The sequence below is a fragment of the Streptomyces sp. NPDC101237 genome, from assembly GCF_044767465.1.
GTDB lineage: Bacteria > Actinomycetota > Actinomycetes > Streptomycetales > Streptomycetaceae > Streptomyces > Streptomyces gramineus.
This window is the reverse complement of sequence record NZ_JBIWNY010000005.1, coordinates 65,891-92,534: the sequence shown is the minus strand read 5'-3', so window position 1 is coordinate 92,534 and position 26,644 is coordinate 65,891. Positions and strand designations below refer to the sequence as shown.

Here is a 26,644-nt window from a genome sequence, read left to right as displayed (position 1 = left end):
TCTCACCACTACGCCGCTTCGTAGGCCCCCGGGTCGCTCCGGAGCGGTGCGCGGGGCTCCGGGGCGCGGGCGGCTGCGGTCACCGGAGCTGGCGCGGCGTCAGAAGCCGTGCGGGGCCAGCGATCGGGCACACCCGCGGGCCGGGCGGAATCCCGCCGCGCACACCGGTATCGACATTCGCCCCAAGTTGGACAAATGCTTAGATGTCCACCATGTCGCGTCTACTAAGCGCGACGGCGATATGCCGACGATCTGTGAGAGACGTCATAGGCCGCGGACGGAATCAGCTGGTCCGCGGGCTCCGCCGACGCGTCCGTGCCCCCGCACGCGAAGGCGCCCGCCCCGGTCACCGGGACGGGCGCCTTCGTGCCGTACGGCAGGCGGCGGGGCGGGTCAGCCGACCAGGCCCAGCTCCCGCGCGATCAGCATCCGCTGCACCTCGCTCGTGCCCTCGCCGATCTCCAGGATCTTGGAGTCGCGCCACATGCGGGCCACCGGGTACTCGTTCATGAAGCCGTAGCCGCCGTGCACCTGGGTGGCGTCGCGGGCGTTGTCGACGGCGACGGTGGAGGAGTAGAGCTTGGCGAGGGCCGCCTCCTTCTTGAAGGGCTCCCCGGCGACCAGCCGGGAGGCCGCGTCGCGCCAGGCCAGACGGGCCGTGTGGGCCTTCATCTCCATGTCGGCGATCTTGAACTGGATCGCCTGGTTGGCGCCGATCGGGCGGCCGAAGGCGTGGCGTTCCTTCGCGTACTTCACGGACTCGTCGACGCAGCCCTGGGCCAGCCCGGTGGCGAGGGCCGCGATGGCGATCCGGCCCTCGTCGAGGATGCGCAGGAACTGGGCGTAGCCGCGGCCCTCCTGGCCCAGCAGGTTGGCGGCGGGCACCCGGACGTCGGCGAAGGACAGCTCGCGGGTGTCGGAGGCGTTCCAGCCGACCTTGGAGTAGGGGGCGGCGACCGTGAAGCCGGGCGTGCCCGACGGGACGATGATCGAGGAGATCAGCGGCTTGCCGTCGGGCTTGCGGCCGGTGACGGCGGTCACGGTGACCAGTCCCGTGACGTCCGTGCCGGAGTTGGTGATGAAGCACTTGGTGCCGTTGATCACCCACTCGCCGGTGGCCTCGTCCAGCCGGGCCGTCGTACGGGTCGCGCCCGCGTCGCTGCCGCCGTCGGGCTCGGTCAGGCCGAAGGCGCCGAGGATCTCGCCCGCGCACAGGCGGGGCAGCCACTCGCGCTTCTGCTCGTCGGTGCCGAAGAGGTGGATCGGCATGGCGCCGAGCGAGACGCCCGCTTCGAGGGTGATCGCCACCGACGAGTCGACGCGGGCCAGTTCCTCCAGCGCGATGCCGAGGGCCAGGTAGTCGCCGCCCATGCCGCCGTACTCCTCGGGGAACGGCAGCCCGAACAGGCCCATGCGGCCCATCTCGCGGACGATCTCGTACGGGAACTCGTGCCGCTCGTAGAAGTCGCCGATCTTCGGCGCCACGACGTCGCGGGCGAACTCCGCCACCGTGCGGCGGAGTTCGTCCAGTTCGGGGGAGAGGCGGTGGTCCATGGTCGTCACTCCTGGTGGGAGAGGGCGCGGACGGTGCGGGACGGGCTGGGTCGGCCCAGTCGTTCGGCCATCCACACGCTGGTGGCGGTGAGTTTGCCGAGGTCGACTCCGGTCTCGATGCCGAGGCCCTGGAGCATCCAGACCAGGTCCTCGGTGGCGAGGTTGCCGGTGGCGGACTTGGCGTACGGGCAGCCGCCGAGCCCGCCGGCGGACGCGTCGACCGTCGTCACGCCGTGTTCCAGGGCCGCGTAGGTGTTCGCGAGCGCCTGGCCGTAGGTGTCGTGGAAGTGCACGCCGATGACGTTCGTCGGCACGCCCTCCTCGTTGAGCAGGGAGAGCAGTTCGAGGACGTGGCCGGGGGTGGCCACGCCGATCGTGTCGCCGAGGCTCAGCTCGTCGCAGCCCATGTCGCGCAGGGCCGTGCAGACCCGCACCACCTGGTGCAGCGGGACGGGGCCCTCCCACGGGTCGCCGAAGCACATCGAGACGTAACCGCGGACATGGGCGCCGGTGTCCTTGGCCTGCCGGACGACCGGGTCGAAGACGGCCAGCGACTCGTCCACCGTGCGGTTGAGATTGGCCTTGGCGAAGGACTCGGTGGCGCTGGCGAAGACGGCGACCCGGTGGGCGCCGAGCGCCAGCGCCCGCTCCAGGCCCCGCTGGTTGGGCACGAGGACCGGGAGCGCGACCTCCCGGAGGTCGGCGAGGCGCGGGAACAGGTCCTCCGCGTCGGCGAGCTGCGGCACCCACTTCGGGTGGACGAAGCTGGTCGCCTCGATCGTCGTCAGGCCGGCGTCGGCCAGCCGGTGCACGAACTCGGCCTTGACCTCGGTGGGGACCGTCGCCTTCTCGTTCTGCAGGCCGTCGCGGGCGCCGACCTCGTGGATCCGGACCCGGGCGGGCAGGTCGGTGGCCGGTACCACCATGGGGAGCGTCATTTCTCGTCCTCCACCGGGTTGATGACCGCAAGCACCTGGTCCATGGCGACCGTGGCGCCCGGTTGCACGTCGAGTTCGGCGACCGTGCCGGCGTGCGGGGCGGAGATGACGTGCTCCATCTTCATCGCCTCCACCACCAGCAGGCTCTGACCCGCCGTCACCTCGTCGCCGACCGACACCTTCACCACCGTCACCGTGCCCGGCATGGGCGCGGTGAGGGAGTCGGCACCGGCGTGCGCGGCCCGGTTCAGGGACGCGGCGACCGGGTCGTGGTCGCGGACCTGCCAGGCGTCGCCGTCCCGCCCGATCCAGTCGGCGGTGTGCAGGAAGGTGTGGCGGACGCCGTCCAGGGTGACCGCCACCCGGCCGGGAGCCACCGTGTGCGTGCCCCGCGGGACGTACTCCACCGGATCCTGCGCCCGCAGGTGGAAGGCGACCGGCCTCGGAGTGCCGCCGAGCCGCCAGCCGCTGGGCACCGAGAACGGATCCGTCCAGCCCTCGCCGGCCGGCCGCAGCGCCTCCAGGCGTACGGCCGCCGCCGCCTCGTACACCTCCTCCGGTACATCGGTGGAGACCAGGTCGTCCACCACCCGCTCGACCAGGCCCGTGTCCAGCTCGCCCGCCACCACGGCCGGGTGGCCGAGCAGCCGGCGCAGGAACCCGGCGTTGGTCTGCACGCCCAGGGTGACCGTCCGCGCGAGGGCGCCGCGCAGCCTGCGCAGCGCGGTCTCCCGGTCCGGGCCGTACGCGATCACCTTGGACAGCATCGGGTCGTAGAGGCTGCCGACCTCGGTGCCCTCGCTGAGCCCCGAGTCGGTGCGCACGCCGTCCCCGGACGGTTCGTGCAGCAGCAGCACCGTGCCGCCGGTGGGCAGGAAGCCGCGCGCCGGGTCCTCGGCACAGATCCGGGCCTCCACCGCGTGCCCGGTGAGACGGACGTCCTGCTGCGTGAACCCGAGCCGCTCGCCGGCCGCCACCCGCAGCTGCCACTCGACCAGGTCGACGCCCGTGACCAGTTCGGTCACCGGGTGTTCCACCTGGAGGCGGGTGTTCATCTCCATGAAGTAGTACGACGAGGGGTCGCCGCCCGGCACGATGAACTCCACCGTCCCCGCGCCCCGGTAGCCGCAGGACCGCGCCGCCTGGACGGCGGCCTCGCCCATGGCGGCCCGCGTCCCCTCGTCCAGCAGGACCGACGGCGCCTCCTCGATCACCTTCTGGTGCCGGCGCTGCAGCGAGCACTCGCGCTCGCCGAGGTGCACCACGTTCCCGTGGCCGTCGGCCAGCACCTGGATCTCGATGTGCCGGGGCCGGTCGACCCACCGCTCGACCAGGAGCGTGTCGTCGCCGAAGGAGACGCGCGCCTCCCGGCGGGCGGCGGCGATCTCCTCGTCGAGCAGGTCCAGGTCCCGCACCAGCCGCATGCCCTTGCCGCCGCCGCCCGCGGAGGGCTTGAGCAGGACGGGCGCGCCCAGCGCGCGTGCCGCCTCGGCGAGTTCGGGGTCGCGGCCGCCCGGTACCACCGGCACTCCGGCCGCGCTGACCGTCTCCTTCGCGCGGATCTTGTCGCCCATCAGCGCGATCGCGTCGGCGGGCGGCCCGATGAAGACCAGGCCCGCCTCCTCGCAGGCGCGCGCGAAGGCGGCGTTCTCGGCGAGGAAGCCGTAGCCCGGGTGGACCGCCTGGGCGCCGCTCACGGCGGCCGCCTCCAGCAGCCGCTCCACGGACAGATAGCTCTCGCTCGCCGGGGCCGGGCCGAGCCGCACCGCCGTGTCGGCCTCCCGGACGTGCCGGGCGTCCGCGTCGGCGTCGGAGTAGACCGCCACCGAGCGGACGCCGAGCGAGCGCAGCGTACGGATGACCCGGACGGCGATCTCGCCCCGGTTGGCCACGAGTACGGTGTCGAACACGAGTCCCCTCCTCACATCCGGAAGACGCCGAACTGGGGCTCACCCAGCGGCGCGTTGCCACAGGCCGTCAGGGCCAGTCCGAGCACCTGCCGGGTCTCCAGCGGGTCGATGACCCCGTCGTCCCAGAGCCGGGCGGTCGCGTAGTAGGCGCTGCCCTGGCGCTCGTACTGGGCGCGGACGGGCGCCTTGAAGGCCTCCTCGTCCTCGGCCGCCCAGTCCTCGCCGCGCGCCTCCAGCTGGTCCCGCTTGACGGTCGCCAGCACCGACGCGGCCTGCTCGCCGCCCATGACGGAGATCTTGGCGTTGGGCCACATCCACAGGAAGCGGGGGGAGTAGGCCCGGCCGCACATGGAGTAGTTCCCGGCGCCGTAGGAGCCGCCGACCACCACGGTCAGCTTCGGCACCCGCGTGCACGCGACGGCCGTGACCATCTTGGCGCCGTGCTTGGCGATGCCGCCCGCCTCGTAGTCCTTGCCGACCATGAAGCCGGAGATGTTCTGCAGGAACACCAGCGGGATGCCGCGCTGGTCGCACAGCTCGATGAAGTGGGCGCCCTTCTGGGCGGACTCGGAGAACAGGATGCCGTTGTTGCCGACGATCCCGACCGGGTGGCCGTGGATGCGGGCGAAGCCGGTGACCAGCGTCTGCCCGAACTCGCTCTTGAACTCCGCGAACCGCGAGCCGTCGACGATCCGGGCGATGATCTCGCGGACGTCGTAGGGGGTGCGGGAGTCGACCGGGACGGCGCCGTAGAGGCCGTGCGGGTCGACCTTGGGCTCGACGGCCGGGGCGACCTCCCAGGGCAGGGCGCGCCGGGCGGGCAGGGTGGCGACGATGTTCCGGACGATCCGCAGCGCGTGCGCGTCGTCCTCGGCGAGGTGGTCGGTGACGCCGGAGACCCGGGAGTGCACCTCGCCGCCGCCCAGCTCCTCCGCCGTGACGACCTCGCCGGTGGCCGCCTTCACCAGCGGCGGGCCGCCGAGGAAGATCGTGCCCTGGCCGCGGACGATGACGGCCTCGTCGCTCATCGCCGGGACGTAGGCGCCGCCGGCGGTGCAGGAGCCGAGGACGGCCGCGATCTGCGGGATCCCGGCGCCGGACATCCGGGCCTGGTTGTAGAAGATCCGGCCGAAGTGGTCGCGGTCCGGGAAGACCTCGTCCTGCATCGGCAGGAAGGCACCGCCCGAGTCGACCAGGTAGAGGCAGGGCAGCCGGTTGTCGAGGGCCACCTCCTGGGCCCGCAGGTGCTTCTTGACGGTCATCGGGTAGTACGTGCCGCCCTTGACCGTGGCGTCGTTGGCGACGATCACGCACTCGCGCCCGCTGACCCGCCCGATCCCGGCGATCACGCCGGCCGCCGGGGCGGCCCCCTCGTACATCCCCTCGGCGGCCAGCGGGGCCAGCTCCAGGAACGGCGAGCCGGGGTCGAGCAGCGCGTCCACCCGGTCCCGGGGCAGCAGCTTGCCGCGCGCGGTGTGCCGGGCCCGCGCCTTCTCGCCGCCGCCCAGCGCGGCCACGGCGAGCCTGCCGTGCAGCTCCTCGACGAGGACGCGGTGCGCCTCCTCGTTGACCCGCCAGGCCTCCGAGGCGGGGTCCGCCGCGCTCGTCAGCTCCGGTGCCTGGTCCATGCCCGCGATCCCCTCACGTGTTAATGAGCGTTAACGCATTTCCCTCAGGTTAACGACCGCTAACCTCCCTGTCTAGAATTGCCTCATGGTCACCAGAACCGATGCCCCGACCCGGCGCGAGCAGATCCTCAAGGAGGCCGCGCGGCTGTTCGCCGAACGCGGCTTCCACGGTGTCGGCGTGGACGAGATAGGCGCGGCGGTCGGCATCAGCGGTCCCGGTCTGTACCGGCACTTCGCGGGCAAGGACGCGATGCTCGCGGAGCTGCTGGTGGGGATCAGCGGGCAGCTGCTGACGGGCGCGAAACGGCGGCTCGCGGAGGCGGGCCGGGAGACCGCGCCCGCGGCCGTCCTGGACTCCCTCATCGAGGGCCACATCGACTTCGCCCTCGACGACCGCCCGCTGATCACCCTGCACGACCGGGAGCTGGACCGGCTGCGCGACAGCGACCGCAAGCTGGTGCGCCAGCTCCAGCGCCAGTACGTCGAACTGTGGGTGGAGGTCCTGCGCGAGGTCTACCCGGCCCTCCCGGAGCCCGCGGCCCGCTCCGCGGTCCACTCGGTCTTCGGCCTGCTGAACTCGACCCCGCACCTGGGCCGCCCGGGCTCCCTGCCGGGCCGCGGGGTGACGGCGGTGCTGCTGCACCGGATGGCGCGGGGCGCCTTCGAGGCGGCGGCGGACGGCGGCTGAGCCGCGCTCCCGCCGGCAGCCCGCGGGTGGGCAAGCTCACCCTGGACGCCTGAACGTACTCACCGGTACCTTGGAGTCTGAGCAAGCGCTTAGACATTCGAAGCCGGTGGAGGTGGCGGCCGTGCGCCGTACGTTGTTCAACGAGGATCACGAGGCGTTCCGGGAGACCCTCCGCGCCTTCATCGAGGCCGAGGTCGTACCCGCCTACGACGAGTGGTTCGCGGCCGGCCAGGCGCCCCGCGACTTCTACTACAAGCTCGCCGAGCTGGGCGTCTTCGGCATCCGCGTGGACGAGGAGTACGGCGGCGCCGGCATCGACTCCTACAAGTTCGAGGCCGTCCTGTACGAGGAGACCGCCCGTGCCGGCGTCTCCTTCGGCGGCTCCGGCGTGCACGTGCTGCTCGGCCTGCCCTACATAAAGCTGCTGGCCACCGACGAGCAGAAGAAGCGCTACCTGCCGAAGTTCGTCTCCGGCGAGGAGATGTGGGCCATCGCGATGACCGAGCCGGGCACCGGCTCCGACCTCGCGGGCATGAAGACCACCGCCAAGCTCTCCGAGGACGGCACCCACTACGTCCTCAACGGCGCCAAGACCTTCATCACCGGCGGTGTGCACGCCGACCGCATGATCGTCTGCGCCCGCACCTCCGCGCCCACCAAGGAGGACCGCCGCCACGGCATCTCCCTGTTCGTGGTGGACACCAAGGCCGAGGGCTACTCGGTCGGCCGCAAGCTCGACAAGCTCGGCCTGAAGACCTCCGACACCGCCGAGCTGGCGTTCGTCGACGTCAAGGTCCCGGCCGAGGACCTCCTCGGCGAGGAGAACAAGGGCTTCTACTACCTCGGCCACAACCTCGCCTCCGAGCGCTGGGGCATCGCCTTCGGCGCCTACGCGCAGGCCAAGGCCGCGGTCCGGTTCGCCAAGCAGTACGTGCAGGAGCGCGTGGTCTTCGGCCAGCCCGTCGCCGCCTTCCAGAACACCAAGTTCGAGCTGGCCGCCTGCCAGGCCGAGGTGGACGCGGCCGAGGCCGTCGTCGACCGCGCCACGGAGGCCCTCGACGCGGGCGAGCTGACCCCGGCCGAGGCCGCCAGCGCCAAGCTCTTCACCACCGAGGTCGCCCACCGCGTGATCGACCGCTGCCTCCAGCTGCACGGCGGCTACGGCTTCATGAACGAGTACCCGATCGCCCGCCTGTACGCGGACAACCGCGTCAACCGTATCTACGGCGGCACCAGCGAGATCATGAAGACGATCATCGCGAAGGACATGGGCCTGTAAGGCCCGCGCAACCACCTGCCAGTAGAAAAGGTGCCATGAACGAGGCACTGCGCGATCTCCTCGATCTGCTCGACCTGGAGCAGATCGAGGAGAACATCTTCCGGGGCCAGTCCCGCTCCGCCGTGGTCCCGCGGGTGTTCGGCGGACAGGTCGCGGCCCAGGCGCTGGTCGCCGCGGGCCGCACGGTCCCGGCGGACCGGCACGCCCACTCGCTGCACGCGTACTTCCTGCGCGCCGGCGACCCGGGCGCGCCCATCGTCTACACCGTGGAGCGGATCCGCGACGGCCGCTCCTTCACCACCCGGCGCGCGGTCGCCGTCCAGCACGGCAGGCCGATCTTCACGCTCTCCGCGTCCTTCCAGGTGTACGAGGACGGCCTCGACCACCAGACCCCGATGCCGCCCGCGCCGGATCCGGCGGCCCTGCCCACCTCGGCCGAACGGCTGCGCGGCTACGGCCACCTGCCGGCCGCCGTGGTGGAGAAGTTCCTGGAGGCCCGCGAGGCGATCGACCTGCGCTACGTCGACGAGCCGCCGTTCGGGAGGTTCGGCGAGCCCCGCGACCCGCACAGCCAGGTCTGGTTCCGGACCAACGGCAAGCTCGACGACGACCCTCCCCCGGACTCCGTCTGGGGGGACCCCCAGCTGCACATCGTCCTCGCCGCCTACATCTCCGACATGACCCTCCTGGACTCGGTGCTGCTCGCGCACGGCCGGGGCGGCTGGGCGGTCGGCGACGTGGTGGGCGCCTCGCTCGACCACGCCATGTGGTTCCACCGGCCGTTCCGCGCCGACGAGTGGCTGCTGTACGACCAGGAGTCCCCCTCCGCCCACGGCGGCCGCGGGCTCGGCCAGGCCCGGATCTACACCCAGGACGGATCTCTGGCCATTTCCGTGATCCAGGAGGGCGTCGTCCGCGTCCCCAGGTAGAACTGGGGGCATGTCCGAAGCCGAACACAGCGGCGGCGAGAGCACCGTCACGGTGATCGTCGCCGCCGTCGCCAACCTGGGGATCGCGCTCGCCAAGACGGTCGCCGGGGTGATCGGCGGGTCCAGCGCGATGCTCTCCGAGGCGGCGCACTCGTTCGCCGACACGGTCACCGAACTGCTGCTGCTCACCGCGCTCAGACGCAGCGGGAAGCCCGCCGACGAGGAGCACCCGTTCGGCTACGGCCCCGAGCGCTACATCTGGGCCATGCTGGCCGCCGTCGCCACCTTCGTCGGCGGCGCGGTCTTCTCCCTCTACGACGGCGTCCACACCCTGGCCGCGGGCGAGGAGCCGGGCGACCCGCTGGTGTCGTACCTGGTGCTCGCGGTCGCCTTCGTGCTGGAGGGGTTCTCGCTGCGGACCGGGCTCAGGCAGGCCTACGGCGAGGCGGCCCGGTTCCGGGTGTCGTTCCGGCGGTACCTCCGGCGCACCCCCGACACCGCCGTGAAGGCCGTGGTGATGGAGGACTCGGCGGCGCTGGTCGGCCTGGTGCTCGCCGCCGGCGGACTGCTCGGCGGCCAGCTCACCGGCTCCGGCGTCTGGGACGGCCTCGCCTCCCTGTTCATCGGCGTGCTCCTGCTGTACGTGGCCTGGGTGCTGGGCCGCTCGAACGCCGAGTTCCTGATCGGCCGGCCGCTGCCGGGGCCGGTGCGCGAGCGGATCCGCGCCGAGCTGCTGGAGTCCGAGCACATCGTGGCCGTGCTGGAGCTGACCACCCTGGTCCAGGGCCCTGACGAGGCGCTGGTCGCGGCCAAGGTGGACTTCCGGGACGTCTCCACGGCCGCCGAGGTCGAGCAGGCCTGTGACCGGGCCGAACAGCGGCTGCGCGCCGCGTTCCCCATGATCGGCCGGGTCTACCTGGATCCCACTCCGGGCCCCGCCACCTCGGAGGATCACGGCCGGTGATCGTACGACGTGCCGCGCCCTGTGTGGCGGATTAAGCTCTATGAGTGAAATGCCGCACAGTGCATGTGCCGCATAGCGGACGTGCCGCGTAGCGGACGTGAGTCCGGCAGAAAGGTATTTCCCATGCGAGTACAGCGCGCGAGGCGCATCGCCGCGATGTCCGCCGCCGGCCTGGTGCTGGCCGGCGGAGCCGCGATCGGCGCCGCGGGAACCGCCTCGGCGGCCCCCGCCTCCACCCACCAGAGCGTGGTCACCGGCGGCTTCGGCTGCAACTCCCGCTTCGGCGGCTTCAACGGCTGCCGTGGGTACGGCGGCTACGGCTACGGCTACGGCGGCGGGATCGGCGTCGTCCCGGTCGTCCCGGTCGTCGTCGTGCCCACCGTCGGCTACGGCTTCGGCGGGCTCGGCTACGGCGGATTCGGATACGGCGGTCTCGGATTCTGAGCCGTCCGAGCGCGAACAGTCCACTGAACTCTGGGTCTAGGCCAGGCCACGAGGTGCGGTTCCCGGTTCCGGGGGCCGCACCTCGCCCTTCTCCGCCCCGCTACGCCAGTCCCGCCTCCGACAGCAGGTAGGCGGTCATCGGGTCGTAGTGGCGCGGGCTGACCACGTGGTCGTCGAGCGGTACGGCCACCTGGAGGGTGCCCTCCGCCTCGGCGAGGAACAGCGCCGGGTCGTTGCAGTCGGCGTACCCGACGGAGTCCAGGCCCGCCTGGGCCGCGTACCCCGCCCAGCCGTGGTCGGCGACGACCAGGTCGGGCCGCGGCCGGCCCGCGCGCTCCAGGCCGCCCAGGATCGCCTTCATCGGCTCACCGGAGTGGGTGTGCCACAGCGTCGCCCCGTGCTCCAGGACGGCCACGTCGGCGAACTGCATGACGTATCCCTCGTCCGTCTGCAGCCCGTCCGGGATGACCACGATCTCGCAGCCGGCGGCGCGCAGCCCGGCCGCCGTCGCCCGGTGCACGTCCAGCAGGCCGCCCGGGTGCCCGGTCGCGAACAGCACCCGCTGCCGCCCCTCGGCCGCCTTGCGCAGCCGCGCGGCCAGCCGGTCCAGGCCGTCCACGGTCAGCTCCGGGTCGATGGTGTCCTGGCCGTACCGGTACTCGGGGTCGTCGTTCACCCCGACGCGCTCGGCCATCACCGCCAGCACGTCCTGCTCGTCGGTCCAGCGGTCGCCGAGTTCCAGTCCGAGCCACCAGTTGCGTTCGCCGTTGGCCAGCTTGCGGTAGTGGAGCAGGTTGTTCTCGCGGGGCGTGGCGACGTCGCCCGCGATACGGGTCTTCACAAGGTGCTCGACGAGCTCGGCGCGGCTGGGTGTCCCGGGTATCGGCATGGCTCCCATTGTGAGGCAGGGCGCTGCGCGATTCCCCTGCGTATCGCCCGCTGGGACGTGCGTCACTCACCGCTGCCGCAGCGCGAACCACAGCTCCATCCGCACGTCGGGGTCGTCCAGTTCGGCGTCGAGCAGGCGGGCGCAGCGGGCGATGCGCTGGCGCACGGTGTTGCGGTGCACGGACAGGGCGACCGCCGTACGGTCCCAGCTGCCGTGCAGGGAGAGCCAGGTGCGCAGGGTCTCGGCGAGGGCGGGATGCTCCGCCAGGGGGCCGAGGAGGGCGCGGGCGTGGGCCTCGGCGTCCTCGCGGGGGACCAGGGCGTCGAGGCCGGCGCGGGTGCCGTGGCGGACCAGCGGGGCGCGGGTCGCCCGGGCGCGGGCGAGGGCGCGGGCCGCCTGACCGTCGGCGTCCGGGAGCTCCCGTGCGGGGACGGCGGCGCTGACGCCCAGGGTCCAGCCGGGCTGTGGTGCGGGTTCCCGGTCGCCCGGGAGCAGGATGCGCACGTCCTCGCCCACGGCGTCGATCAGGGGCGAGCCGAGCGCGGCGCCCAGCGCGGTGGCGGCGAGGAGGCCGGGCGGGCGCGGGTGGTCCGCGGCCGGTCGCGCCTCGGGTCGGGGGCGGTCGCCCGGGGCGGGCGGTGCGGCGTGCACGACGAGCCAGCTGTCGTCGCCGCCCAGCAGCGGTGCGACGTCCTTCGCCGTCCCGCCCAGCAGGAGCCGTACCAGGGCCGCGGTGCGGGCCGCGCCCGAGCCGCTGTGCTGCTCGCCGGTGAGGAGGGTGAGCAGGACCGCGGCCACCGAGGCGATGGTGTGGTCGCCCGGTTCGCGGCCGGGGGTGGCCAGCGCCAGGACGAAGCCGCCGCCGAGGGCGTAGGCCGCGAGGTGGGTGTCCGCGGTGGCGTGCGTCGCCGAGGTGGGCGTGCCGGGGCCGGACGGCCGGACCACCTCGGTCAGCTCGGCCAGCGCGTCGCGCACCGCCGGGTCCGGCTCCCGTCCCGCCGATGCGATCCCGGTGCCCTCCGGCCCGTACAGCGCGGCCCGGCCGCCCAGCCGCTGGGCCAGCTGGCGCAGCACCGACGGCACCGGGTCGGGACGGGCCGCGGCGGCCGCGAGGCTCTGCTGGGCCTCGCTGACCCGGCGCAGCTCGGCGAGGCGGGCCCGGGCCAGCAGCTGCCAGACCGCGCGGGCGACGGCGGTGAACGGGGTCTGCGGCGGCACCTCCAGCAGCGGCAGGCCGTGCCGGTCGCAGGCGGCGACCAGGGCGGGCGGGACCGTGTCGTGGACGGGCGCGAGGCCGAAGCCGAGGGCGGCGCCGCCGGCCGCCACGATCCGGGACACGTAGTCGTCGAAGTACGTCCCGGAGCCCGCCCCCGGAGGGATGTGCACCCCGGCCGTCAGCAGCAGCTCGCCGCCCAGCAGGTACGGATAGGGGTCGGACATCTCCGAGGTGTGGGCCGCGTGGACCGGCAGCGCCGGGTCGGACGGGCCGGCGATCCGGCGCAGGGCGAGGTCCTCGCGGGCCAGGAGGGCGGCGAGCGGAACGGCGGGCGTGGGCGGAACAGCGGGGTCCGGCATCGGTGTGCACTCCCTCCGTCCGGCGGGGCTGGAATGGATGAAACGTACACTTCGCAGTCGCTTTCCGGCCACCTAGTGTCGAGGCACGTCGTCCGAGTCCGGGTACGCGATCGAAGGAGGTCCCATGGCCGTCGACTACACAGTGATCGTGCTGTATCTGGCCGGCATGCTGGCCATGGGCTGGTGGGGCATGCGCCGCGCCCGGTCCAAGAGCGACTTCCTGGTGGCCGGCCGCCGCCTGGGTCCGGCCATGTACTCCGGCGCCATGGCCGCGATCGTCCTCGGCGGCGCGTCCACCATCGGCGGTGTGGGTCTCGGCTACCGGTACGGCCTCTCCGGCGCCTGGATGGTCTTCACCATCGGCCTCGGACTGCTGGCCCTGTCGGTCTTCTTCTCGGCCCGCATCGCGCGCCTGAAGGTCTACACGGTCTCCGAGATGCTGGACCTGCGGTACGGCGGCCGGGCCGGCGTCATCTCGGGTGTCGTGATGTGGGCGTACACCCTGATGCTCGCCGTCACCTCCACGATCGCCTACGCCACGATCTTCGACGTCCTCTTCGACATGAACCGGACGCTCGCGATCGTCCTCGGCGGCACGATCGTGGTCGCCTACTCGACGCTCGGCGGCATGTGGTCGATCACGCTGACGGACATGGTGCAGTTCGTGGTGAAGACCATCGGCGTCCTGCTCCTGCTGCTGCCCATCGCGGTGGTGAAGGCGGGCGGCTTCTCCGAGATGAAGGCGAAGCTGCCGACCTCGTACTTCGACCCGCTGGGCATCGGCGGCGAGACGATCTTCACGTACGTGCTGATCTACACCTTCGGGATGCTCATCGGCCAGGACATCTGGCAGCGCGTGTTCACCGCCCGCGGCGACCGGACGGCGAAGTGGGGCGGCACCGTCGCCGGCACCTACTGCCTGGTCTACGCCCTGGCCGGCGCCGTGATCGGCACGGCGGCCAAGGTGATGTACCCGAAGCTGGGCAGCCCGGACGACGCGTTCGCGACCATCGTCAAGGACGAACTCCCCGTCGGCGTCAGGGGTCTGGTGCTGGCGGCCGCGCTCGCCGCCGTGATGTCGACCTCCTCCGGCGCGCTGATCGCCTGCGCGACCGTCGCCAACAACGACATCTGGTCCCGGATCCGCGGCCGGAGCAGGTCGGGCGACCACGACGAGGTGCGGGGCAACCGCGCCTTCATCCTGATCATGGGAGTGGCGGTGATCGGCACGGCCATCGCGCTGAACAACGTCGTCGAGGCGCTGACCGTCGCCTACAACCTGCTGGTCGGCGGCCTCCTGGTGCCGATCCTCGGCGGTCTGCTGTGGAAGCGCGGCACGGTCCAGGGCGCCCTGGCCGCCGTGACCGTCGGCGGGCTCGCGGTGGTCGGCCTGATGGCGGGCTACGGCATCCTCGCCAACGAGCCGGTCTACTACGGCCTGCTCGCCTCCCTGGCCGCGTACGTCGTCGTCTCGCTGGCCACCAGGCCGACCGACGCGAAGGTGCTGGCCGCCTGGCGGGAACGGCTCGCGGGCCGCGGCACCCCCGAACGCGCGTCCGAACCGGTCCCGGCCGCGCAGTAAAGTCGTAGGCGGAATCAGCGCATACGCGACGAAGCGCAGGAAAGAAGGCATGACTCCATGAGCAGCAACGAGGCGCCCCGCGGGCCCGTCGACTCCTCCCGCGTGCCGCGGTACGCCGGCCCGGCGACCTTCGCGCGGCTGCCCCGCCTCGACGAGGTCCCCGCCGCCGATGTCGCGGTGATCGGCGTGCCCTTCGACTCCGGCGTCTCCTACCGGCCGGGCGCCCGCTTCGGCGGCAACGCGATCCGCGAGGCGTCCCGGCTGCTGCGCCCCTACAACCCGGCGCAGGACGCGTCCCCGTTCGCCCTGGCGCAGGTCGCCGACGGCGGCGACATAGCGGTGAACCCGTTCAACATCAACGAGGCGGTCGAGACCATCGAGGCGGCCGCCGACCAGCTGCTCGGCACCGGTGCCCGGCTGATGACGCTGGGCGGCGACCACACCATCGCCCTGCCGCTGCTGCGCTCGGTGGCGAAGAAGCACGGACCCGTGGCCCTGCTCCACTTCGACGCCCACCTGGACACCTGGGACACCTACTTCGGCGCCGAGTACACCCACGGCACCCCGTTCCGCCGGGCCGTCGAGGAGGGCATCCTCGACACCTCCGCCCTCTCGCACGTCGGCACCCGCGGCCCGCTGTACGGCAAGCAGGACCTCACCGACGACGAGAAGATGGGCTTCGGCATCGTGACCTCGGCGGACATCTACCGCCGCGGCGCCGACGAGGTGGCCGACCAGCTCCGCCAGCGCATCGGCGACCGTCCGCTGTACATCTCCATCGACATCGACTGCCTCGACCCCGCCCACGCCCCGGGCACCGGCACCCCCGAGGCCGGTGGTATGACGTCCAGGGAGCTGCTGGAGATCCTGCGCGGACTCTCCTCCTGCAACCTGGTGTCGGCCGACGTCGTCGAGGTGGCCCCCGCGTACGACCACGCGGAGATCACGTCGGTGGCGGCCTCGCACACCGCCTACGAACTGACCACGATCATGACCCGCCAGATTGCCGAGGCTCGTTCGAAGTGACCCACGACCACGACCTGGTTCTCCGTCCGACGCAGGCGCAGACCGAAGCCGCACTGAACCCTCCGGCCGGCCGCAACGGCGGGGACCTGGTCGTGGAGACGCTCGCCGGGCTCGGCGCGACCACCGTCTTCGGCCTGCCCGGCCAGCACGCCCTCGGCATGTTCGACGCCCTGCGCCGCTCGGCGCTGCGCTACGTCGGCCTGCGGGTGGAGAACAACGCGGGGTTCGCGGCCGACGCCTACGGCCGGATCACCGGCGAGGCGGCCCCGCTGCTGCTCTCCACCGGACCGGGCGCGCTGACCTCGCTGGCCGCGCTCCAGGAGGCGGCCTCGGCCTCCGCGCCCGTGCTCGCGATCAGCAGCCAGATCCCGACGGCCGGCCTCGGCGGCGGCCGCCACGGCTACCTGCACGAACTCCCCGACCAGGCGGCCTCCTTCCGGGGCGTGGTGAAGTCGGTCCACACCGTCCGCACCCCGTCCCAGATCCCCTCGGCGCTCGCGGCGGCCTGGGAGTCGGCCCTGTCCGCCCCGCACGGTCCGGTGTGGGTGGAGATCCCGCAGGACGTGCTGCTGGCCCCGACGGCGCTGCCGGTCGTCACCGCGATGGACGCCACCCCGGACGACCTGCCGCCCCGCCCCGAACTGACCGCGGTGGCCGCCGACCTGCTCTCCCGCGCCGCCCGCCCGGCGGTCATCGCGGGCGGCGGAGTGGTACGCGCGGACGCCTCCGGCAAGCTGCTGCAGCTCGCCGAGAAGCTGAACGCCCCGGTCGTCACGACCTTCGGCGGCAAGGGCGCCTTCCCCTGGCACCACCCGCTCTCCCTCCAGTCCTGGCTGGAGGACCGTCACACCACGGACTTCCTGGAGGACGCGGACGTCCTGCTGGTCGTCGGCTCGGGCCTGGGCGAACTCTCCTCCAACTACCACACGTTCAAGCCGCGCGGCCGGGTGATCCAGATCGAGGCGGACCTCGGGAAGCTGGAGGCCAACCATCCGGCGCTCGGCATCCACGCGGACGCCCGGCTCGCCCTCCAGGCGCTGCTGGAGACCGTGTCGCCGCGCGAGGACGACACGGCGGCCGACCGGGTGCGGGACCTGCTGTCCCGGGTCGCGGAGCGCATCGCCGCCCAGGAACTCACCCTGGAACAGGACGTGCTGGCGTCCGTCCGCCGGGCCCTCCCGGCCGCCTCCCCGTCCTTCTGGGACATGACGATCCTGGCCTACTGGGCCTGGTCGGCGTTCGACCCGCGGGGCACGAACCTCATGCACTCCGCGCAGGGCGCCGGCGGCCTCGGCTACGGCTTCCCCGCGGCGCTCGGCGCCGCCGCGGCCGACCCGGCCCGCCCGGTCCTCGCGGTCTCGGGCGACGGCGGTGCCCTGTACTCGATCGCGGAACTGGCCACGGCCCGCCAGCACGACCTGCCGGTCACCTGGCTCATCGTGGACGACGGCGGCTACGGCATCCTGCGCGAGTACATGTCCGACGCCTTCGGCGAACCCACGGCCACGGAACTGACCCGCCCCGACTACGTGGCCCTCGCCGAGTCCTTCGGCGTCCCGGGGGTCCGCACGTCCCCGGAGACTCTGGAAACGGACCTGGCGAAGGCCCTCACCACCCCCGGCCCCTCGGTGGTCGTCCTCCCGGCGGTGCTGCGGATGTTCGCGCCGACGCACCTGGGCTGAGCGCGCCGCCCGGCCCGGTCCCGCGGGCCCGGGCCACGGCACGCGACCCGCTCAGCAGCTGCCCGCGCCCACCCCGTCGATGCGGCCGCCGAAGTCGCCGAGGTACTGGGAGCGCCAGTCGCCGTTGAAGACGTCGCGCTTCTCGGTCGGGGACCAGTTGACCAGGCAGGCGCGGGTGGAGGCGACGAAGGAACCCACGTGGTCGTGGAGGCCCGGCGGCATGTCGCGGTAGCCGCTGCGGGCGGTCCACTCCCAGTAGGAGCCGCCGAAGCCCTCACCGCTCCAGAAGCACACCGAGCCGTCCGGACAGGAGGGCGCGGCGGCCGCGTGCGCGGCGGCGCTCTGCGCGGGCACGACGAGGGCCGTCAGCGCGAGGGCGGCGGCGAGGGACCAGCTGCGACGTTTCACGGGACGCTCCGGAGAGGGAAGCGGGGACGCCCCGGCGGAACCACCGGGGCGTCCCCATGCTGCTGGGCGATCACCCGGACACGCCCGGGTCCACGATCGACCTCACCTGTGTGAGCGAAGTAGTAGGACTTGTCGCCGGTGCGGCGTCAGCCGACGTCGGACGGGTCGAGGCGGTAGAGCGTCGACGCCGAACTCGCCGTCGTGCTCGTGCTCTTGCTGTACGCGCTCTCCCGCACCGCCGTCCCGTGCTTCCGCACCCAGCTCGTCACGGCGGAGCTGAGCGTGTTGCCGCCGCCCATGCCCATACCGCCCCCGCCGACCTGGATGTAGTGCAGCTCGCCCGCCTTCACCAGTTCCTTCAGCCGGGCGACGGTCATCGCCCCGTCGGACCCGGTGAAGCCCCACATGGAGATCACGGGCTCCCTCGCGCTCAGCTCGATCTGGGCCGCCGCCTGGGAGTTGGAGACCGCGAGCAGCCAGGTGGCGCCGTCCCGGTGCTTCTTCAGGTAGGCGATCAGGTCACCGCTCACCTCGCCGCCCATGCCACCGCCGCCCATGCCACCGCCGCCCGTGCCGCCGCGTGCGGTGCCGGTGCCGCTGCCCGCGCCGGGCATCCCGCCGGTGCCGCCCGGCGGTTCACCGGTACCGCTGCCGGCGGCCGGGAGTTCGCCGGTGCCGCCACCGGGTGTCGGCCGCCCGTCGCCGCCGGACGGGAAGCCGCCCGAACCGCCGTCCGGCGCCTCGCCGTTCGTGCCGCCGGGGAAGCCGCCGCCCGCCCGGGTGCCGCCCGGTGTCTCGCCGCCGCCCGGGAAGCCGCCCCGGCCGCCGCCAGGGCCGCCGAAGCCGCCGCCGGTCGAGGGGCCGGCCGTCGGGTTCGTACCGCCCATGCCACCGCCGGAGCCGCCGAACGGCTCCGCCACCGCGTACGCCGTCGGCCCGGCCAGCGCCGCGACGACGGCGACCGCCACCGAGGCGGTGCGCAGCCGGGCCCGGCCGCCGGACCGCAGGAGCAGCATCCCGGCGACGCCCGCCACCGTCAGGACGCCGATCGCCGGCCACAGCCAGGTGTTCCAGCCGGAGGCCCGGCGCAGCAGGACGACCGCCCAGATGCCGGTCACACCGAACGCGGCCGGGAGGACCCACGGCCACCGCCCGTCGGCGCGGAACGCGCGCAGCAGCATCGCGCCACCGCCGCCGCACAGCACCGCGACGCCCGGGGCGAGCGCGGTCGTGTAGTACGGGTGCATGGTGCCCTGCGCGGTCGCGAAGATCACGTAGTGCAGGAGCGTCCAGCCGCCCCACAGGACCAGGGCCATCCGTCGCAGGTCGGTGCGCGGGGCGCGGCCGCACAGGACCAGGCCGCCGGCCAGGGCGATCGCGGAGAAGGGCAGCAGCCAGGAGATCTGGCCGCCGAGGACGTCGTTGAACATCCGGCCGAGACCGGCGGACCCGGAGAAGCCGCCCCCGCCCCCGCCTCCGCCGCCGTTGCCCTCGCTGCCGAAGACGCGGCCGAGTCCGTCGTACCCCATGATCAGGTCCCAGGCGGAGCCGTCCGTGGAGCCGCCGATGTACGGCCGCTCGGAGGCCGGGACCAGGGAGACGGCGATGGCCCACCAGAAGCCGGCGACGGCCAGCACGACGGCGGCGAGCGCCAGGCCGACGATCCGCTTCACCCAGGGCGCCTTCGACGCGTACAGGTAGAGGGCGAAGACGGCCGGCAGAGCGATCCAGCCCGCCAGCAGCTTGGTGTTGAAGGCGAGTCCGAAGCAGGCCGCCGAGCCCAGCAGCGGGAGCAGCCGCTCGTCCCGGGTGGCGCGGAACGCCAGCGCCGCGCCCGCCACCATCAGCAGGACCAGGATCGTGTCGGGGTTGTTGTCACGGTTGATCGCGACGGTGATCGGGGTCAGCGCGAGCACCAGCGCGGCGACGGCCGCCGCGCCGTGCCCCCAGATCCGCTTCACGTGCGCGTGCAGGATCCAGAGGGTGCCGAGGCCGGCCGCGACCTGGGGCAGCATCATCTGCCAGGTGCCGAAGCCGAAGACCCGGCACGACAGGCTCATGACCATGGTGGCGAACGGCGGTTTGTCGACGGTCAGGAAGTTGCCCGGGTCCAGCGAACCGAAGAACCAGGCCTTCCAGCTCTCGGTGCCGGCCCAGACGGCGCCGCTGTAGAAGGTGTTGAGGTCGGAACCGGAGAGGTTCCAGGAGTAGAGCACCGCCGCCAGGGCCAGGATCGCGAGCAGCGCGGGCAGCGACCAGCGCGGCGCCCTGTCCGGCGGGGGAGCCGCGGAGGCCGCCGCGGGCGGCGCCCCGTCGGGGGACACGGTCGTGGGGGAAACGGGATCGGTGGCAGATGTCACCACTCCACCCTGGGGGCTGCCGATGGGTGAGGGCTGTGGCGGTCCTGGGCGCAGGCTGTGCGTGGGCGGGACGCCGGACCGGGTGGTGCCCGGAGCGCGCCCCGGCCGCCACCCGGCCGGGCTCAACTCGCCGCCAGATCCTTGTGGATGGCCTTCGCGATGCCCTGGATGGTGCTGATCCCGTAGCTCATGGTGCTGTTGTCGTGGGTCAGCACGGTCATCATGTAGTCGTGGCCGCCGCCCTTGAAGGTGCCCAGGCTGTGCACCCGCCAGCCGTGCGTGGACCGTGACAGCCAGCCGTTCTTGACGTGCACGGAGACCCCGGAGGGAACGCCGTACGGGGTGCCCCAGCGCTGCGAGGAGACGACCTGCCCCATCAGCTTCTGGATGTAGGCCCGCGAGTTGTCGCTCAGGACCGTGTTCGTGGCGGTGATCAGCGTGAGCAGCCGCTGCTCGTCGTGGACGTCGATCTGGGTGAGCCCCCAGTAGCCGTCGGCCCCCGGCGTGGTCTGGGTCATCCCGGCGGCCGTCAGGAACCCCTTGATCTTCGTCAGGCCGAGCTGCTTCCACAGTTTGGTGGTCGCGTCGTTGTCCGACTTGGTGATCATGGCGGTGGCCAGCGACTGCTCGGTGGCCGTCAGGTAGCGGTTGTGCTTCTTGGCGTCCCACAGCAGCGTCGCCAGCACGGTCACCTTCACGGTGCTCGCCGAGTCGTAGTGCGTGGTGGAACGGAGCGTGCACGTGGTCTTGGTGGAACGGTCGTAGAGGCCGACGGCGATGGTGCCCTTGCGGTTCGCCATCGCCGCGGTGATGTCCTTCTTCAGCTTGGCGGCCAGGCCCGCCTTCGCGGACGTGCAGCTCACGGTCGGAGCGGCTGCCGAGGCGGGTGCGGCCACCCCCGCGGTGAACGCGGCCCCGCCTGCGATCGCCACCAGCACCTTGGCGCGTCTCGATATCCGGTGTGTCATGACCGGATCGACTCGCGGGTTCGCCCGAATGGTTGTACGGGTTCCGAAGGGTTTGACTAGTCGTTATCTGCGCGTTGCGGCGGCGGGCCCGGTCCGGGTCAGAGGTCCAGGACGGTCTCGGCGGCCGGTGCGCTGCAGCAGACCAGGACGGTGCCCGGTTCCGGCGGTTCGAGCGGCGGGGTGGTGTAGGCGACCTCGCCGGTCACCAGCGGGGTGACGCAGGTGTGGCAGACGCCGGTCCGGCACGACCAGCGGGTGGGGACGTCGCAGGCCTCCGCGAGGCCGAGGAGCGAGCCGTGGGCGGGCGACCAGGCGGTGGTGACACCGCTGCGGGCGAAGGTGACGAGCGGGCCGGTGCCCGCGGGCCCGGACGGCTGGTGCGGGCGGACCGCGGTGGTGGAGGTGACGCCGGGGTTGAGGGCGGCGAGCGCGCTGAACCGTTCCGTGCGGATCCGCTCGGGTGACAGGCCGTGCTCGCCCAGCATCGTGCCGAGGGCGTCCATGAAGGCCGTGGGCCCGCAGAGATAGGCGTCGGTGTCGGCGCCGGCCGGGACGCCCAGGCCGGCGAGCGCGGCGGCGGTCGGCCGTCCCCGGGTGACGTGGTCCTCGCCGGGCCGGGGGCCGTCGGCCGTGTAGAAGACGTGCTCGTGGGCGTCCGGGAGCCGCGCGAGGAGGTCGCGGGCCTCGGCGGCGAAGGCGTGGTGGTCCCGGTCGTGGGCGGTGTGGAGCCACCACAGGGGCCGCGGGTCACGGGTGGCGGCGAGCCGGTGCAGCATGGCGAGCACGGGAGTGACGCCGATGCCCGCGGAGGCGAGGACGACCGGCCCGGTCCCCGCTTCGAGGACGAACGTGCCGCGCGGAGCGGCGACGTCCACGAGGTCGCCGGCCCGCAGCCCGGTGTGGATGTAGCCGCTGACCCGCCCGTGCGGCTCGCGCTTGACGCTGATCCGGTACCCGCCGTCCGCGGACGCCGAGGACAGCGAGTAGCTGCGCACCTCGTGGGCGGCCGCGCCGGTGGTGGGGCGCAGCGAGAGGTACTGGCCCGGCCGGGCGTCCGGCAGCGGCGTGCCGTCGGCGGTGCCGAGGCTGACGGAGGAGACGTCGGCGCTCTCGCGGACGATCCGGGCGACCCGCAGCGGCCGGAAACCCGGCCAGCCCGGCTGCTCCGCGGGCGGCGCGGCGCCGGCCAGTTCCCGGAACGACTGCTGCCAGCCGGGGCTGAGGGCGGGGATCTCCAGCGCTCTGCGCAGCGTCGCGGGGTCGCGGCCGGGCAGGTAGAGCAGCGCGTCCGTGTCGGCGACGCTGAGTTCGCCGGGCCCCTTGCCGACCAGGGTGATCTCGTCGCCCGCGCCGACCCGGCCCTCGGTGAGCACCCGCAGGTAGAAGCCCGGACGGTGGTGGGCGACCAGGAGGGAGGCCATGGCGGGCTCGCCCAGACGCATGCCGACGCGGTAGCAGGTCACGCGCGGCTGGGTGACCTCGAACTCCGCCTCGCCGATCCGGTAGCGGTCGCCGATGCACACCTCGTCGTCGGGCAGGCCCTCGACGGTGAAGTTCTCCCCGAAACTCCCGAAGGCCAGGTCCTCGCGGCCGAGCTGCTCGCGCCAGTACCGGTAGGAGTCCGCCTGGTAGACCAGTACGGCCCGGATCTCGCCGCCGTGCCCGGCCAGGTCGCCCTGGCCGTCGCCGTCGACGTTCAGCCGCCGCACCATCCGGCGCCCGGACACCGGCGCCTTCCACGCTCCGGTGCGGACGGTCCGCCCTTGCCAGGGCACGTCCTTCGGCAGGCCCACATTGACGGACAGCAACGTCCCCATGGCGACATCCTGGTACCTCCCCCGGGATTGCGCGAACGGAACGGACCGATCGCCCTGGCGGAACGGGCCCTGGCCGTGCCGGGCGCCCCGCCCGTGGAGGTCGCGTCCGGCCGGGGACGGGGGCGGCGGCCCAGGTCCCGGGACCGAGGCGCCCTGCGACCATCGGCCGAGATTTGTTACGGAGGGATGAAATCCGGTTCCGTCCGTGTTGTGGCCGAGCGGAAGCAGAGGGCGAACGGGAGGCACCGCGTGGCAGCGCAACAGGGGGAGCGGCAGGGCTGGGCGCGCAGGCTGGCGGGGTATGCCTGGCGGCATCCCAAGGACGTCGTCCTCGCGCTCGGGTCCTCGCTGGCCGGCATGGCCGTCCTGGCCGTCGTACCGCTCATCACCAAGGTGATCATCGACGACGTGATCGGCGGCCACAGCCGGGCCATGGGCCCCTGGGCGGGAGCCCTGATCGGCGCCGCCGTCCTCGTCTACGCGGCCACCTTCGTGCGCCGCTACTACGGCGGCCGGCTCGCCCTCGACGTCCAGCACGACCTGCGGACCGAGATGTACGGCACCATCACCCGCCTCGACGGACGGCGCCAGGACGAGCTGTCCACCGGCCAGGTGATCGGGCGGGCCACCAGCGACCTGCAGCTGATCCAGGGCCTGCTCTTCATGCTGCCGATGACCATCGGCAACGTCCTCCTCTTCCTGATCTCCCTCGGGATCATGGCCTGGCTGTCGCCGCCGCTCACCCTGGTCGCCCTCGCCGTGGCCCCGGCCCTGTACTGGATCGCCAAGCGCAGCCGCAGCAAGCTCCACCCCGCCACCTGGTACGCCCAGGCGCAGGCCGCCGCCGTCGCCGGCGTGGTCGACGGGGCCGTCAGCGGCGTCCGCGTGGTGAAGGGCTTCGGGCAGGAGGAGCAGGAGACCGGCAAGCTCCGCGAGGTCGGACACCGGCTGTTCGCGGGACGGCTGCGCACGATCCGCCTGAACAGCAGGTTCACCCCGGCCCTGCAGTCCGTCCCGGCCCTCGGCCAGGTCGCCATGCTGGCGCTCGGCGGCTGGCTGGCCGTCCGCGGTCACATCACCCTCGGCACCTTCGTCGCCTTCTCCACCTACCTGGCCCAACTGGTCGGCCCGGTCCGGATGCTCGCCGTGGTCCTGACCGTCGGCCAGCAGGCCCGCGCCGGCACCGAACGCGTCCTGGAGCTGATCGACACCGAGCCGACGCTGACGCAGGGCACGAAGGCCCTGCCGGCCGACGCGCCCGCGACCGTCGAGTTCGACGACGTGTCCTTCGGGTACGACCCCGACCGCCCGGTCCTGAAGGGGCTGAGCTTCGAGATCCGGCCGGGCGAGACCGTCGCCGTCGTCGGCTCCTCCGGCTCCGGCAAGTCCACCGTCTCCCTGCTCCTGCCGCGCTTCTACGACGTCACGCACGGCGCCGTCCTGATCGGCGGCCACGACGTCCGCGAGCTGACCCTCGACTCACTGCGGGCGGCCATCGGCCTGGTCCCGGAGGACTCCTTCCTCTTCTCCGACACCGTTCGCGGCAACATCGCCTACGGCCGTCCCGACGCGACCGACGAGGAGATCCTGGCGGCCGCCCGCGCCGCCCAGGCCGACCGCTTCATCTCCGAGCTGCCCGGCGGCTACGACACCAAGGTCGGCGAGCAGGGCCTGACCCTCTCCGGCGGCCAGCGCCAGCGCGTCGCCCTCGCCCGCGCCCTGCTCACCGACCCCCGGCTGCTCGTCCTCGACGACGCCACCTCGGCCGTCGACGCCCGCGTGGAGCACGAGATCCACGAGGCGCTCAAACAGGTGATGCGCGGCCGGACGACCCTCCTCATCGCGCACCGCCGCTCCACCCTCAACCTCGCCGACCGCATCGCCGTCCTCGACGGCGGCCGGCTCGCCGACATCGGCACCCACGAGGAACTCCAGGAACGGTCCGCCCTCTACCGCAGGCTGCTCACCGACCCCGACGAACTCGGCGGTGTCTCCCCGGGCCACGCCCTGCCCGCCGCCCCGCCCGAGGACACGTCCGTCCGCGACGAACTGGACGCGGAGTTCGACGCCGAGCGGGGCGTGACCCCGCGCCTGTGGAGCGGTGACCGCACCCCCCGGGACCTCGCCCTCGCCGGCACCCCGGCCACGCCCGAACTGCTCGCCGAGGTCGACGCGCTGCCGCCGGCCACCGACGTCCCCGACATCGACGAGGCCCGCGCGGTACGGCCCGAGGCCTCCTACGGCCTGCGCCGGCTGCTGCACGGCTTCGGCCGCCCGCTGCTGGTCAGCCTCGCCCTGGTGGCCGTGGACGCCGGCATGGGCCTGCTGCTGCCGGTGCTGATCCGGCACGGCATCGACCAGGGCGTCACCAAGATGGCGCTCGGCGCGGTCTGGGCGTCCTCGCTGCTGGGCCTGGTCGCGGTCCTCGCGCAGTGGGCGGCGCAGATCGGCGAGACCCGGATGACCGGCCGGACCGGCGAACGCGTCCTCTACTCGCTCCGCCTGAAGATCTTCGCCCAGCTCCAGCGGCTCGGCCTCGACTACTACGAGCGGGAGCTGACCGGCCGGATCATGACGAGGATGACGACGGACGTCGACGCCCTCTCCACGTTCCTCCAGACCGGCCTGGTCACCGCCTTCGTCTCCGTCGTCACCTTCTTCGGCATCATGGTGGCCCTGCTGGTGATCGACGTGCAGCTGGCGCTGGTCGTCTTCGCCACCCTGCCGCCGCTGATCGTCGCGACCTTCTTCTTCCGCCGGGCCAGCGTGAAGGCCTACGAACTCGCCCGCGAGCGGGTCTCGGTGGTCAACGCCGACCTCCAGGAGTCGGTGTCGGGCCTGCGGATCGTGCAGGCCTTCGGGCGCGAGCGGGACAGCGGCCGCCGGTTCACCGAGCGCAGCGAGAGCTACCGCAAGGCCCGCATCCGGGGCCAGTGGCTGATATCGGTCTACTTCCCGTTCGTGCAGCTGCTGTCGTCGGTGGCGGCGGCGAGCGTGCTGATGGCCGGCGCCCACCGGGTGGAGGCGGCCACGCTCACCACCGGCGCGCTGGTCGCCTACCTGCTCTACATCGACCTGTTCTTCGCGCCCGTCCAGCAGCTCTCCCAGGTCTTCGACGGCTACCAGCAGGCCACCGTCTCCCTCGGCCGCATCCAGGAACTGCTCCGCGAGCGGACCTCGACGCGGGCGGCCGAGGAGCCGCGCGAGGTGGCCCGGCTCCGGGGCGAGATCGCCTTCGAGGACGTGCGCTTCGCGTACGGCGCCGCCGAGGACGGCGAGGCGGCCCTGGACGGCATCGACCTGACCGTCCCCGCCGGGCAGACGGTCGCCTTTGTCGGCGAGACGGGCGCCGGCAAGTCCACCCTGGTCAAGCTGGTCGCGCGGTTCTACGACCCGACGGGCGGCCGGGTGACGGTCGACGGCACGGATCTGCGCGCCCTGGACCTGACCTCCTACCGCCACCGCCTCGGGGTCGTGCCGCAGGAGGCGTACCTCTTCCAGGGGACCGTCCGGGACGCCATCGCCTACGGCCGCCCCGACGCCACCGACGCCGAGGTGGAGGCGGCGGCCCGCGCGGTCGGCGCCCACGAGATGATCGCCACCCTCGAAGGCGGCTACCTGCACGAGGTGGCCGAGCGCGGCCGCAACCTCTCGGCCGGCCAGCGCCAGCTGATCGCGCTGGCCCGCGCGGAACTCGTCGACCCCGACGTCCTGCTCCTCGACGAGGCGACGGCGGCCCTGGACCTGGCGACGGAGGCCCAGGTCAACCTGGCCACGGACCGGCTGGCGGGCCGTCGTACCACCCTCGTGGTGGCGCACCGGCTGACCACGGCCGCCCGCGCCGACCGGGTGGTGGTCATGGACCACGGCCGGGTCGCCGAGGACGGCACCCACGACGAGCTGCTCGCCCGGGACGGCCGCTACGCCGAACTCTGGCGCACCTTCATCGGCCGGCCGTCCGAGGAACCGGAGGAACCCGTCGGCGCGACCCGCTGAACCGCCG

General features: G+C 73.0%; 19 protein-coding genes. 9 read left to right on the top strand and 10 right to left on the bottom strand.

The window, feature by feature from the left end:
* Positions 1 to 393: 393 nt before the first annotated feature.
* The 4 genes from ACIRQ9_RS09820 to ACIRQ9_RS09805 are packed head-to-tail and all read right to left on the bottom strand — an operon-like array spanning position 394 to position 6,030.
* Positions 394 to 1,554, bottom strand: coding sequence for an acyl-CoA dehydrogenase family protein (locus tag ACIRQ9_RS09820; RefSeq protein WP_404169233.1), 1,161 nt, complete (start codon positions 1,552 to 1,554; stop codon positions 394 to 396).
* A 5-nt stretch (positions 1,555 to 1,559) separates the two neighbouring features.
* Positions 1,560 to 2,492 (bottom strand): hydroxymethylglutaryl-CoA lyase, encoded by a 933-nt coding sequence (locus tag ACIRQ9_RS09815; RefSeq protein WP_404169229.1) that lies wholly within the window; start codon positions 2,490 to 2,492, stop codon positions 1,560 to 1,562.
* A complete protein-coding gene (locus ACIRQ9_RS09810; RefSeq protein ID WP_404169226.1) occupies positions 2,489 to 4,402 on the bottom strand; it encodes an acetyl/propionyl/methylcrotonyl-CoA carboxylase subunit alpha in 1,914 nt (637 codons plus the stop codon). The genes ACIRQ9_RS09815 and ACIRQ9_RS09810 overlap by 4 nt, the downstream gene beginning before the upstream one ends.
* Before the next feature lie 11 nt (positions 4,403 to 4,413).
* Positions 4,414 to 6,030, bottom strand: a complete 1,617-nt coding sequence (locus ACIRQ9_RS09805) for a carboxyl transferase domain-containing protein (RefSeq protein WP_404169223.1) — start codon at positions 6,028 to 6,030, stop codon at positions 4,414 to 4,416.
* Between the two features lie 85 nt (positions 6,031 to 6,115).
* Here ACIRQ9_RS09805 and ACIRQ9_RS09800 point away from each other — a divergent pair, with 85 nt between their 5' ends.
* The 5 genes from ACIRQ9_RS09800 (at position 6,116) to ACIRQ9_RS09780 (ending at position 10,334) form a co-directional block, all read left to right on the top strand.
* Positions 6,116 to 6,718 carry a TetR/AcrR family transcriptional regulator gene (locus tag ACIRQ9_RS09800; protein WP_404169220.1) on the top strand — a complete coding sequence of 201 codons (603 nt, stop codon included), beginning with the start codon at positions 6,116 to 6,118 and terminating at the stop codon, positions 6,716 to 6,718.
* A gap of 121 nt (positions 6,719 to 6,839) precedes the next feature.
* Positions 6,840 to 7,997, top strand: coding sequence for an acyl-CoA dehydrogenase family protein (locus ACIRQ9_RS09795; RefSeq protein WP_404169217.1), 1,158 nt, complete (start codon positions 6,840 to 6,842; stop codon positions 7,995 to 7,997).
* Between the two features lie 35 nt (positions 7,998 to 8,032).
* Positions 8,033 to 8,926 carry an acyl-CoA thioesterase gene (locus ACIRQ9_RS09790; protein ID WP_404169214.1) on the top strand — a complete coding sequence of 298 codons (894 nt, stop codon included), beginning with the start codon at positions 8,033 to 8,035 and terminating at the stop codon, positions 8,924 to 8,926.
* A gap of 10 nt (positions 8,927 to 8,936) precedes the next feature.
* The gene (locus tag ACIRQ9_RS09785) at positions 8,937 to 9,890 is read left to right on the top strand and encodes a cation diffusion facilitator family transporter (protein WP_404169211.1); all 954 of its coding nucleotides are present in this window, start codon (positions 8,937 to 8,939) and stop codon (positions 9,888 to 9,890) included.
* A 123-nt stretch (positions 9,891 to 10,013) separates the two neighbouring features.
* A complete protein-coding gene (locus tag ACIRQ9_RS09780; RefSeq protein ID WP_404169208.1) occupies positions 10,014 to 10,334 on the top strand; it encodes a hypothetical protein in 321 nt (106 codons plus the stop codon).
* Between the two features lie 100 nt (positions 10,335 to 10,434).
* On the opposite strand, the gene ACIRQ9_RS09775 is transcribed toward ACIRQ9_RS09780, so the two are convergent.
* Both ACIRQ9_RS09775 and ACIRQ9_RS09770 read right to left on the bottom strand, forming a co-directional pair.
* Positions 10,435 to 11,223, bottom strand: a complete 789-nt coding sequence (locus ACIRQ9_RS09775) for a phosphatase (RefSeq protein ID WP_404169205.1) — start codon at positions 11,221 to 11,223, stop codon at positions 10,435 to 10,437.
* 66 nt (positions 11,224 to 11,289) lie between these two features.
* On the bottom strand, positions 11,290 to 12,798 hold the full coding sequence (locus ACIRQ9_RS09770; RefSeq protein ID WP_404169202.1) for a PucR family transcriptional regulator ligand-binding domain-containing protein: 1,509 nt from the start codon (positions 12,796 to 12,798) through the stop codon (positions 11,290 to 11,292).
* Positions 12,799 to 12,922: 124 nt separating this feature from the next.
* Between ACIRQ9_RS09770 and ACIRQ9_RS09765 the strand changes: the two genes are divergently transcribed.
* The 3 genes from ACIRQ9_RS09765 to ACIRQ9_RS09755 are packed head-to-tail and all read left to right on the top strand — an operon-like array spanning position 12,923 to position 17,088.
* Positions 12,923 to 14,380 (top strand): sodium:solute symporter, encoded by a 1,458-nt coding sequence (locus ACIRQ9_RS09765; protein ID WP_404169199.1) that lies wholly within the window; start codon positions 12,923 to 12,925, stop codon positions 14,378 to 14,380.
* 57 nt (positions 14,381 to 14,437) lie between these two features.
* On the top strand, positions 14,438 to 15,406 hold the full coding sequence (gene speB, locus ACIRQ9_RS09760; protein WP_404169196.1) for an agmatinase: 969 nt from the start codon (positions 14,438 to 14,440) through the stop codon (positions 15,404 to 15,406).
* Complete coding sequence (locus ACIRQ9_RS09755; protein WP_404169193.1) at positions 15,403 to 17,088, top strand: thiamine pyrophosphate-binding protein; 1,686 nt, start codon at positions 15,403 to 15,405, stop codon at positions 17,086 to 17,088. The genes speB and ACIRQ9_RS09755 overlap by 4 nt, the downstream gene beginning before the upstream one ends.
* A gap of 51 nt (positions 17,089 to 17,139) precedes the next feature.
* Here the strand turns inward: ACIRQ9_RS09755 and ACIRQ9_RS09750 are convergent, their stop codons facing one another.
* From ACIRQ9_RS09750 to ACIRQ9_RS09735, 4 genes are all read right to left on the bottom strand, one after another.
* Positions 17,140 to 17,496, bottom strand: a complete 357-nt coding sequence (locus ACIRQ9_RS09750) for a peptidase inhibitor family I36 protein (protein WP_404169189.1) — start codon at positions 17,494 to 17,496, stop codon at positions 17,140 to 17,142.
* Between the two features lie 146 nt (positions 17,497 to 17,642).
* Positions 17,643 to 19,856, bottom strand: a complete 2,214-nt coding sequence (locus ACIRQ9_RS09745) for an ArnT family glycosyltransferase (RefSeq protein ID WP_404169186.1) — start codon at positions 19,854 to 19,856, stop codon at positions 17,643 to 17,645.
* 122 nt (positions 19,857 to 19,978) lie between these two features.
* The gene (locus tag ACIRQ9_RS09740) at positions 19,979 to 20,824 is read right to left on the bottom strand and encodes a serine hydrolase (protein ID WP_404169183.1); all 846 of its coding nucleotides are present in this window, start codon (positions 20,822 to 20,824) and stop codon (positions 19,979 to 19,981) included.
* A 98-nt stretch (positions 20,825 to 20,922) separates the two neighbouring features.
* Positions 20,923 to 22,641, bottom strand: coding sequence for an MOSC domain-containing protein (locus tag ACIRQ9_RS09735; RefSeq protein WP_404169180.1), 1,719 nt, complete (start codon positions 22,639 to 22,641; stop codon positions 20,923 to 20,925).
* A 249-nt stretch (positions 22,642 to 22,890) separates the two neighbouring features.
* Here ACIRQ9_RS09735 and ACIRQ9_RS09730 point away from each other — a divergent pair, with 249 nt between their 5' ends.
* Positions 22,891 to 26,637, top strand: coding sequence for an ABC transporter ATP-binding protein (locus tag ACIRQ9_RS09730; protein ID WP_404169177.1), 3,747 nt, complete (start codon positions 22,891 to 22,893; stop codon positions 26,635 to 26,637).
* Positions 26,638 to 26,644 lie beyond the last annotated feature (7 nt).

Bases quoted from the DNA above. Each gene is read 5' to 3' on its own strand.
- ACIRQ9_RS09780 (WP_404169208.1), top strand. From the start codon at position 10,014: ATGCGAGTACAGCGCGCGAGGCGCATCGCCGCGATGTCCGCCGCCGGC.
- ACIRQ9_RS09785 (WP_404169211.1), top strand. From the start codon at position 8,937: ATGTCCGAAGCCGAACACAGCGGCGGCGAGAGCACCGTCACGGTGATC.
- ACIRQ9_RS09820 (WP_404169233.1), bottom strand. From the start codon at position 1,554: ATGGACCACCGCCTCTCCCCCGAACTGGACGAACTCCGCCGCACGGTG.
- ACIRQ9_RS09740 (WP_404169183.1), bottom strand. From the start codon at position 20,824: ATGACACACCGGATATCGAGACGCGCCAAGGTGCTGGTGGCGATCGCA.
- ACIRQ9_RS09800 (WP_404169220.1), top strand. From the start codon at position 6,116: ATGGTCACCAGAACCGATGCCCCGACCCGGCGCGAGCAGATCCTCAAG.
- speB (WP_404169196.1), top strand. From the start codon at position 14,438: ATGAGCAGCAACGAGGCGCCCCGCGGGCCCGTCGACTCCTCCCGCGTG.
- ACIRQ9_RS09770 (WP_404169202.1), bottom strand. From the start codon at position 12,798: ATGCCGGACCCCGCTGTTCCGCCCACGCCCGCCGTTCCGCTCGCCGCC.
- ACIRQ9_RS09805 (WP_404169223.1), bottom strand. From the start codon at position 6,030: ATGGACCAGGCACCGGAGCTGACGAGCGCGGCGGACCCCGCCTCGGAG.
- ACIRQ9_RS09765 (WP_404169199.1), top strand. From the start codon at position 12,923: ATGGCCGTCGACTACACAGTGATCGTGCTGTATCTGGCCGGCATGCTG.
- ACIRQ9_RS09775 (WP_404169205.1), bottom strand. From the start codon at position 11,223: ATGCCGATACCCGGGACACCCAGCCGCGCCGAGCTCGTCGAGCACCTT.
- ACIRQ9_RS09735 (WP_404169180.1), bottom strand. From the start codon at position 22,641: ATGGGGACGTTGCTGTCCGTCAATGTGGGCCTGCCGAAGGACGTGCCC.
- ACIRQ9_RS09790 (WP_404169214.1), top strand. From the start codon at position 8,033: ATGAACGAGGCACTGCGCGATCTCCTCGATCTGCTCGACCTGGAGCAG.
- ACIRQ9_RS09815 (WP_404169229.1), bottom strand. From the start codon at position 2,492: ATGACGCTCCCCATGGTGGTACCGGCCACCGACCTGCCCGCCCGGGTC.